This is a genomic window from Micromonospora rosaria, from assembly GCF_001567585.1.
Classification (GTDB): domain Bacteria; phylum Actinomycetota; class Actinomycetes; order Mycobacteriales; family Micromonosporaceae; genus Micromonospora; species Micromonospora rosaria.
On record NZ_LRQV01000294.1, the window covers coordinates 1 to 1612 of the forward strand.

At 71.5% G+C, this 1612-nt stretch carries 1 protein-coding gene and 1 pseudogene; both read right to left on the minus strand.

Annotated features, from left to right (window positions below; all coding sequences use genetic code 11):
* Positions 1 to 237: pseudogene (locus AWW66_RS34160) on the minus strand (hypothetical protein); the annotation flags it as partial.
* A 392-nt stretch (positions 238 to 629) separates the two neighbouring features.
* Complete coding sequence (locus AWW66_RS32130; protein ID WP_067374589.1) at positions 630 to 1337, minus strand: hypothetical protein; 708 nt, start codon at positions 1335 to 1337, stop codon at positions 630 to 632.
* Between the last annotated feature and the right edge of the window lie 275 nt (positions 1338 to 1612).

Here is a 1612-nt window from a genome sequence, read left to right on the forward strand (position 1 = left end):
CTGCTCCTCGTTCAGGTCGATCCGCGACTGACCCGCCGGCTCACCATGCGGCAGCAACGTCGCCGTGTCCGGCGCACTCTCCTGCATCGCCACAGCGCTCACCCCGGTCACCGGGGCCGCGTCCTGATGGTTCAGCGGACCATGGTTCAGCGGACCCGCCGCCAGACCACCGGCGACAGCCAGACCAGCAACACCCAACACACTCCGACGAATAATCGAGTTCATGACCAGCTCCATTCGGGGGATCGACACCCACACCAGGGGACGCGGGCGCACGAGCACCGTCAGGGGCGCTCACTGAAGTCCAAAGGGGGGAAAGAAACCAGCGCGGGAACTCGCGGGGCGGCTCACCACGCCGGGCCCAGATGTAACGACCGGCCGGCCACCATCATTCCGGCGGCCCGGCCCCCACCCCGCCAGGCGAGAAGGGGTGCCCTGCTCGGTCGTACGCCAGGTACGACGACCCCACCCCCACCGCCATTCCAGCCGACGGGTGCCCCCGACCACACCGCCGAACCGGACACCGGGGCCGATCGGGGAGGTCCTGGGCTCCGACGCCGCAGCGCCGGGGCGGAGACGGCGGTGGGGAACGGTCGGCACCTGGCCGTCCGCTCCCCACCGCCGGGTGGTCACCAGAGCTGGTGGACGATGTCCGCGGCCTGCTCCTCCCACTGAGCGTAGGCGTACGGGTAGGCCGAGACCTGCACGGTCTGCGCGGCGGTGGTCAGCGACAGGTCCCGCCAACCGCCCACGTTCTTCAGCGCGTCGAAGAAGGCGGTCGAGGAGTACTCGGGGTCGGTGATCTGGTCGACCGTGCCCCAACCGGACGACGGGCGCTGCTGGAACAGACCCTGCGAGTCGTGGTCGTTGTAGGCGCCGAGGTGGCCGAGGTTGTAGAGCTTCGACTCCTGCAGGGAGGTGGCGATGCCGATCACGGCGCCGCGCTCCCCCACGCCGGTCTTCTTGGCCGTCTCGATGATGGTCCGGGCGTTGTCGGTCTGGGCGTCGTCGAGCGGGACGCGCGACTGGGCGCCCTCGACGCCGTGCGGGATCAGCTCGTCCCGGGTCGGTTTGGCCGACTCGCTCCGGATGCTGCCGGTCTGCCACGCGCCGGTGGTCAGGCCGGACTCCGGCGTACCGGATGCCCGGTTCGCGCCGGTGGCCAGGTCGATGGCGGCCACCGCCCCGGCGTGCGGGGTGGCGGTGAGCGGGGCGGCGACGGCCGAGGGTCCGAGCGCCAGCCCGCCGAGGGCGGCCACGCCGGCGACGGACAGCACGGTCTTGCGGTACGGGGTCGTGGCGATGGCGGGGAGCCATCGGGTGAAGTCCAGCTTCACGATGGTGGCCCTTTCGATCGTTGCGACGCGCCCGACGGTGGACGCCCTACCGGGGGACTTGCTGCCGGCAAGGGTTTGGCCGGCGGCCGTACGGGAACGACAACCAGCTCGGCGTGTCCGTCATTCCGGACATGCCCTCCCCCCGCTCAACGGCGACCCAGCTCACGCCAACCCCCCCGACAACAAGCCACCACCCCGACACCCCGCCCCTCCGCCCCCGGCGATCAGCCCCCACCCCTCCGCCCCGGCGATCATGGACTTGGCGGCAGTCAAGG